Raw genomic sequence first — 6,578 nt, 5'->3', positions numbered from 1 at the left:
GCTTTATGTCGTGGGTGAATCCATCGAGGACCCCCGCACCAGCCCGGGCGCGATGCCCGTGCCCGATCGGGCACGCCCTGCTCCACAGCGGCAGACGGGAGCAACACCGTGCACACCTCACACGTCACCCTCGGCGCCGGCGGCCTGCGCGTCGGCCCTATCGGCCTCGGCTGCATGGGCATGTCCCAGTTCTACGGCCCCGCCGACCGCGCGGAATCGATCGCCACCGTGCGACTCGCCCTCGACCTGGGCGTGAACCTCCTCGACACCGCCGACGTCTACGGTGCCGTCGGGGCGGCGGCGGACACCAACGGGTTCGGTCACAACGAGACACTGCTCGGCGAGGCGGTCCGGGGCCGCCGGGACCGGGCCGTGATCGCCACCAAGTTCGGCGCCCGGCCCTCGGACGACGGCCGGGTGGTCTACGACGGCACCCCCGCCTACGTCCGGTCGGCCTGCGAGGCCAGCCTGCGCCGGCTCGGCACCGACCACATCGACCTGTACTACTGCCACCGGCTCGACCCGGCCGTCCCGGTCGAGGAGACCGTCGGCGCCATGGCCGAACTGGTCGCGGAGGGAAAGGTCACGGCGCTCGGGCTGAGCAACGCCGGCCCCGACGAGCTGCGCCGGGCGGCCCGTACCGCACCCATCTCCGCCCCGCAGAGCGAGTACTCCCTGTGGGAGAGGGGGGTGGAGGACGAGATCCTGCCGCTCTGCCGGAAACTGGGCATCGCACTGGTGCCGTACAGCCCGCTCGGCAGGGCCGCGCTGACCGGCCGGGTCGGTCCCGGCACCCGCCTGGACGGTGACGACTTCCGCAGCACCCTGCCGAAGTTCTCGCCCGGCAACCTGCCGCACAACCTGCGGCTGGTTGACGGACTGAAGCGGTTCGCCCGGGAGCGGGGGGTCACCCCCGGCCAGGTCGCCCTGGCCTGGCTGCTGGCCCAGCCGCACGCCGTCGTACCGGTCCCGGGCACGAAACGGGCGGAGTTCCTGCGGGAGAACGCCGCGGCGGCGGACCTCACCCTGGATGGTGACGAGGTCGCCGCGCTCGGCGCGCTGTTCGCGCCGGGGCGCGTGCGCGGCGGCCAGTACGGCGAACTGCCCGTGTCCGGGCGGTAGGTCCACTCGGCGGGCGCCGGCTCACGCCTCCGGGTCCGGCGACGGGGCCAGCGCCCGTCCACCGACGGCCTTCCAGTGCAGGAAGGAACTGAGCCAGGCCGTGAGGAAGAGGGCGCCGATCAGGTAGCCGACGGTGTTGAGGTCGATGCCGACCAGCCAGGGCAGGGCCCGGCCGAGGGCGGGGATGCCGTCGCCCAGCAGCGTCACCAGGTTCACGGCGGCGACCAGGAGGGCCGCGGCGGCTGAGAGGCCGGTGGTGGTGAGGTTGTAGTGGATGCGGCGCAGCGGGTGGACGAACGCCCACCGGTACGCGGCCGACATGAACGCGCCGTCGAGGGTGTCGAAGAGCGTCATCCCGCAGGTGAACAGGAGCGGGAGGAGCATCAGCGCCCACCAGGGGACGCCGGAGGCGGCACCCGCGCCGGACATGACCAGCAGGGACACTTCGGTGGCCGTGTCGAAGCCCAGGCCGAAGAGCAGGCCGAGCGGAAAGAGGTGCCAGGGACGCGTGGTCGACGCGGTCAGCCGGCGCAGCAGGCGCGAGAGCAGTCCCCGGTCGTCCAGTACCTCGTCCAGGCGCGCCTCGTCGTGCTCGCCCCGGCGCGTGGACCGGTACAGGGCCGCTATGCGGCGCAGGGCCAGCAGGTTGAGGACGCCCAGCAGCAACAGAAAGGCCGTGGACACGGACGTGCCGAGCACGCCCAGGACCTGGTGGGCGGCGGAGGAGTCGTCGGTCAGCCGGGAGGCCATGCGGGCCCCCAGGGCGGTCAGCAGGCTGAGCAGCACGACCACCGAGGAGTGGCCCAGGGCGAACCAGAAGCCGAGGTGGGCCGAGGGCCGCCCCTCGGCCAGGAACCGGCGGGTGGTGTTGTCGATGGCCGCGATGTGGTCGGCGTCGAAGGCGTGCCGGACGCCGAGCATGTACGCCGTCAGGCCGAGGCCGGTGCCGAAGACCTGGGTGCCGACGGAGAAGCGGTGCCCGGACACGGCGCCGGCCAGCGCGGCGAAGGCGGCGACGGTGACGGCGACGATCGCGGAGACCAGCAGGATTGTGCTCCGGTGGGTCGTGGGCGTCCGGGCGGACCGGGTGGCCGTCTCAGTCCGTGGCACGGGACCCCCAGGGCTGGACCTGGACCGAGTAGGAGGCGCCCAGCCGCCTGGCCCGGAAGCCCAGGGCCCGCATGATGTCCAGCAGCGCACACGTCATGAGGTCCTCGACGTGGGTGACGCGCGGGTCCAGCGGAGTGTACGCCGCCTCGTGCGGGGCCCAGCTGACGAGGAGTGACCCCGGCCCGTAGTGCTCGGGGCAGGAGCGGATCTCCACTCCTCCGGTCAGGGCGCCTCCGGCCGGGGTGTCGGCCTGGATGCCGAAGCCCGCGCGCAGCAGGGCGTGGACGAGGTCGGGTGCCAGTTCCACGTCGTGGAGGTCGAGGGTGGTGACGATGTGGCGCGCCTGCCGGCGCAGGGTTTCGTCGGTGTGGTCGGGGACGGCAGTCGCGGGGCCGTTAAGGGTGTGGGGCATGGGATCACCGGGAGGAAGTGGGAACGCGGTGCCGCGAGCGCGGCGGGCGCAGGTGGTAGCGGTGGATGTCGTGGGCGCAGCAAACCCGGTGGGTCCAGGCCCGGGGGGCGCCCAGGAGGGCCGGTACGAAGGCGGTCACTGCGGCTCCGGCCAGGGGCGCCAGCATGTAGGCCCAGAACAGGTGGTAGTCGCCCGAGACGACGTGCGGGCCGAAGTTGCGCACCGGGTTGAAGCTGGCCCCGGTCCGGGAGCCGGTGGACGTGATCAGCGCCGCGACGACGGCGCCGAGCACCCAGGGTGTGGAGCGCGGCCGGGGCCGGCTGGTCATGGCGGCCAGGACCCACAGCAGGACGGCGGTGCTGAGGAGTTCACCGAGGACCACCGCGACGGGGCCGTCCCAGCCGGTGCCGGGCTGGATCAGCCCGTAGTGCACCTCGGTGACCCGCTCTCCCCAGAGCGTCCGGGCGAGCAGCACCCCGAGGACGGAACCGGTCAGCTGGAAGACGCCGTAGGCGATCAGGTCGGCGACGCCGAGAGCGCCGCGCAGGGCCATGAAGAGGCTGGTCGCCGGGTTGAGGTGGGCGCCGGACTCCTTGCCGGGCGGGGTGAGGGCGAACACCGCCACCGCGCCGCCCACCGAGACACCGACGACGGCCAGGCGCGGCAGGAGCGGCCACGAGGAGAGGTAGGCGCCGTCGGCCCGCATGGTGAGGGAGACCGCGGTGAGCGCCGCCAGCACGAGCCAGGCCGAGCCCAGCGCCTCCGCGAGGTACGAGGACAGCGGCCGGCCCCGGACCACCCACCGCGCGGCGGGCGCGGCGGGCGGGCCGTGGGTGTCCGCCGCCGTGGGGCCGTCCGGCCGCCGGCGGAACCCGGTCACGGCAGCCTGGGCGTGGTGACGCCGATCATCGTGTCCCGGGTGACGAGGGCGGCGAGTTCCTCCTCGCTCAGGCCCTCGGTCCCGGCGGGGCGCATCGGCAGGACCAGGTAGCGCATGTTGGCGTTGCTGTCGTGGACGCGGATGGTCACGTCCTGGGGCACGTCCGTGCCGAACTCCCGCAGCAACGCACGCGGTTCGCGGACGGCGCGGGCCCGGTAGGGGCGGCTCTTGTACCAGTCCGGGGGCAGACCGAGCACGGGACGCGGGTAGCACGAGCAGAGGGTGCACACCACGAGGTTGTGCACCTCGGGTGTCTGCTCCAGCACGATCAGCTTGGTGCCGTCGTAGTTGTCGATGCCGAACTCCTCGATCGCGGACGTGCCGTCGGCGAGCAGGCGTTCCTTGAAGTCCGGGTCGGTCCAGGCGCGGGCGACCAGGGCGGAGCCGAGGGCGGGCCGGTGCGCGTCGAGCGTCTCGACCATGGCGCGTACCTCGTCCGCGGTGATCAGGCCCTTGTCGACGAGGAGTTCGCGGATGGCCTGGTGCAGGACGTCGAAGTAGTCGGGTTCCTCGGCGGCCGTCTCGATGGGGGCGTGCGGGTCCGGGGTGCCCGGGCCGCCGTGTGTGTGGTCACCGTGGTCGATGGTGCCGGTCTCGTGGGCGCTCGTCATCGACGTCATCGTCCTTCCGTGCCGGAGCGGTCGTCGACCTGCTCCAGCCAGTGCTCGTAGATCTCCAGTTCCAGGACGTCGTCCGCCGGCCCGTCGTAGTCGGGCCAGAGCGCCGACTGCTCGATGCGGACCCGGTACAGGCGGACCTCGCCGCCCTCGTTGACGCCGTACGCCTCCCGCTCGGGGTTGAGGAAGCGGGGCAGGACGCGCTCGATCCGGCCCTCCTTGCCGCGGACGTAGACCGGGGTGCGGACATGGCCCGGAGCGTTGCGGTCGGCGATGCGGACCCTCTGGTCCGGCACGAAGCGGGTGCTCATGCGGCGGCCTCCGTGAGCCGGTCCCGGATCTCGTTCATCTTGGCGCCCAGTTCCTCCGAGGTGATGACGCCCTTCTCGATCAGCACCTTGGACGCGGAGACGGCCCACCGCTCGTAGTAGGTGAGTTCGCCGATGATCTCGGCCCCGAGGTCCTCCACCCCCCGGCGCTTCTCCTCGGTGTTGACGAGCTTGTGCGCGGCGAGGACGTTGAGCAGCGCGTGGCAGCTCTTCTCGAAGGGCGTCATCTCGTGGTCGGACGGGACGACCGGTCCGGCCGGCAGCCCGCCCAGATCGTGCGCGGGGCGCACGATCATGTCGCGTTTGGTGGCCACTGCTCCTCCTTGACTGGGTGACTTCTGTCGTGTTTGCCGGGAATAGCTTGCGGGCGGCCGGTGTTGCCGGGCATCCGTCAAACGACTACCGGCCCGGGTGAGACATGTGTGAGTGGGAAAGGTGTGCCGTTGCACCGTCCCCGGAACGCCCGCCGCCGCCTGCCCGGTGGTGTCCGGCCGGGGGCGCGGACACCGGCCTTCGAGGCCGTACGTCGGATGACGGATGGTCCCGTCACCGGGCCGCGTGATTCTGGCGGGGACCCACACGGGTCCGTACGGAAAGGCATGTCATGACACAGGATCAGGTGGCCGACCGGCACATCTTCGTCGATCTGGGACGGCTCACCCTGGAGATGCGGTTCCAGGCCGGCGGGCGGATGACCTTCACCGTCGTCGAGGGCGGGGATCTGGTACCGAACGGCCACACGGAGACCGTGGGCATCACCTCCGCGGAGATCCGTCCCGAGGTGTTCCTGACCTCGTGGAAGGAGGAGTCCGGGGCCACCATCACACACCTGGAGGACTTCGAACGCGGCCGGGTCCACTCGCGCATCACCCTGCCGGACGGCACCCCGCTCGCCCTGACCGGGACCATCGAGGTCCTGGGCTGAAGGCCGTACCGCAGCTTCCCCCCTCAGCAACCAACAGGAGGTTCCTGTCTTGTCATCTGTCCGCTCGGTCCTGGTGGACCAGCCGGCCGGTGCCCTGCGCACCGGCCGGCGCGGCGTCCCCGACCCCGGCCCCTTCGACGTACGTGTCACCGTCGAGGCGTGCGGGGTGTGCCACACCGATTCGCTGATGGTCGAGGGGCTGGTGCCCGGCCTGGTCCACCCGGTGACCCCGGGACACGAGATCGCCGGCCGGATCGACGCCGTCGGCGCTCACGCGACCGGCTGGCAGGTCGGTGACCGGGTCGTCGTCGGCTGGTTCGGCGGCCACTGCGGCCACTGCGTGCCCTGCCGCCGGGGCGACTTCATCCACTGCACCGAACTCAAGGTCCCCGGCTGGTCCTACCCGGGTGGCTACGGCGAAGCCCTGAACGTCCCCGCCAACGCCCTGGCCCGGATCCCGGACGGGATCAGCGCGGTGGACGCGGCTCCCCTGGCCTGCGCGGGGGTGACCACCTTCAACGCCCTGCGCCGCTCGGGCGCGGGGCCGGGCGACCTGGTGGCGATCCTCGGACTGGGCGGACTGGGGCACCTGGGCGTCCAGTTCGCGGTCCGGATGGGGTTCGAGACGGTCGTCATCGCGCGGGGCGCGGAGAAGCGGGCGCTCGCCGAGGAGCTGGGCGCGCACCACTACATCGACTCCACGGCTCAGGAGATGGGTCCCGCCCTGCAGGCGCTCGGCGGAGCGCGCGCGGTGCTCGCCACGGCGGGCAACTCGGAGACGATGTCGGCGGCCGTCGACGGTCTGGGGCCGGACGGTGAACTGGTCGTCCTGGGCGTCGACCCGGAACCCATGCGGATCGGCCCGTTGCAGCTGATCGACCTGTCGAAGAGGATCTCCGGCCTGCCCAGCGGCACCGCGGCCGACATCGAGGACACCCTGCGGTTCGCCGCGCTGACCGGGGTCCGGCCCCATGTCGAGGAGATGCCGCTGGAACGGGCGGCCGAGGCGTACGCGCGCATGATGGACAACCGGGCCCGCTTCCGTATGGTGCTCACCACCGGCGCCTGAGTGCGGGACACACGCGACCGGTGGCCGTACCGGGCACCTGGAGGTGCCCGGTAC

General features: G+C 72.3%; 9 protein-coding genes. 3 read left to right on the top strand and 6 right to left on the bottom strand.

Annotation, left to right across the window (positions count from 1 at the left end; translation table 11 throughout):
- Positions 1-108 precede the first annotated feature (108 nt).
- Positions 109-1,122, top strand: coding sequence for an aldo/keto reductase (locus AB0A94_RS34210; RefSeq protein ID WP_361750278.1), 1,014 nt, complete (start codon positions 109-111; stop codon positions 1,120-1,122).
- A 21-nt stretch (positions 1,123-1,143) separates the two neighbouring features.
- Here AB0A94_RS34210 and AB0A94_RS34205 read toward each other — a convergent pair whose 3' ends face one another.
- Genes AB0A94_RS34205 through AB0A94_RS34180 form a run of 6 tightly spaced genes read right to left on the bottom strand, consistent with a single transcriptional unit; the run spans position 1,144 to position 4,844 of the window.
- Positions 1,144-2,232: a HoxN/HupN/NixA family nickel/cobalt transporter gene (locus tag AB0A94_RS34205; RefSeq protein ID WP_361750276.1), complete on the bottom strand. Its 1,089-nt coding sequence runs from the start codon at positions 2,230-2,232 to the stop codon at positions 1,144-1,146.
- A complete protein-coding gene (locus AB0A94_RS34200; protein ID WP_361750274.1) occupies positions 2,219-2,644 on the bottom strand; it encodes a hypothetical protein in 426 nt (141 codons plus the stop codon). The genes AB0A94_RS34205 and AB0A94_RS34200 overlap by 14 nt, the downstream gene beginning before the upstream one ends.
- Before the next feature lie 4 nt (positions 2,645-2,648).
- Entirely contained in the window at positions 2,649-3,524 is an 876-nt protein-coding gene (locus tag AB0A94_RS34195) for an aquaporin (protein WP_361750273.1), read from the bottom strand.
- Positions 3,521-4,195, bottom strand: coding sequence for a nitrile hydratase subunit alpha (gene nthA / locus AB0A94_RS34190; protein ID WP_361750271.1), 675 nt, complete (start codon positions 4,193-4,195; stop codon positions 3,521-3,523). The genes AB0A94_RS34195 and nthA overlap by 4 nt, the downstream gene beginning before the upstream one ends.
- 5 nt (positions 4,196-4,200) lie before the next feature.
- The gene (locus AB0A94_RS34185) at positions 4,201-4,512 is read right to left on the bottom strand and encodes an SH3-like domain-containing protein (RefSeq protein ID WP_106411670.1); all 312 of its coding nucleotides are present in this window, start codon (positions 4,510-4,512) and stop codon (positions 4,201-4,203) included.
- A complete protein-coding gene (locus AB0A94_RS34180) occupies positions 4,509-4,844 on the bottom strand; it encodes a nitrile hydratase (protein ID WP_361750269.1) in 336 nt (111 codons plus the stop codon). Before AB0A94_RS34180 ends, AB0A94_RS34185 begins: the two co-directional genes overlap by 4 nt.
- Positions 4,845-5,134: 290 nt before the next feature.
- Here AB0A94_RS34180 and AB0A94_RS34175 point away from each other — a divergent pair, with 290 nt between their 5' ends.
- Together AB0A94_RS34175 and AB0A94_RS34170 are read left to right on the top strand one after the other, a co-directional pair.
- Positions 5,135-5,455 carry a hypothetical protein gene (locus tag AB0A94_RS34175; protein WP_361750267.1) on the top strand — a complete coding sequence of 107 codons (321 nt, stop codon included), beginning with the start codon at positions 5,135-5,137 and terminating at the stop codon, positions 5,453-5,455.
- Between the two features lie 49 nt (positions 5,456-5,504).
- Positions 5,505-6,524 carry an alcohol dehydrogenase catalytic domain-containing protein gene (locus AB0A94_RS34170; protein WP_361750265.1) on the top strand — a complete coding sequence of 340 codons (1,020 nt, stop codon included), beginning with the start codon at positions 5,505-5,507 and terminating at the stop codon, positions 6,522-6,524.
- Positions 6,525-6,578: the final 54 nt, after the last annotated feature.

Origin of the sequence: Streptomyces sp. NPDC044984, from assembly GCF_040646935.1 — a bacterium.
Lineage (GTDB): Bacteria > Actinomycetota > Actinomycetes > Streptomycetales > Streptomycetaceae > Streptomyces.
This window is presented reverse-complemented; position numbering and strand designations above follow the sequence as displayed.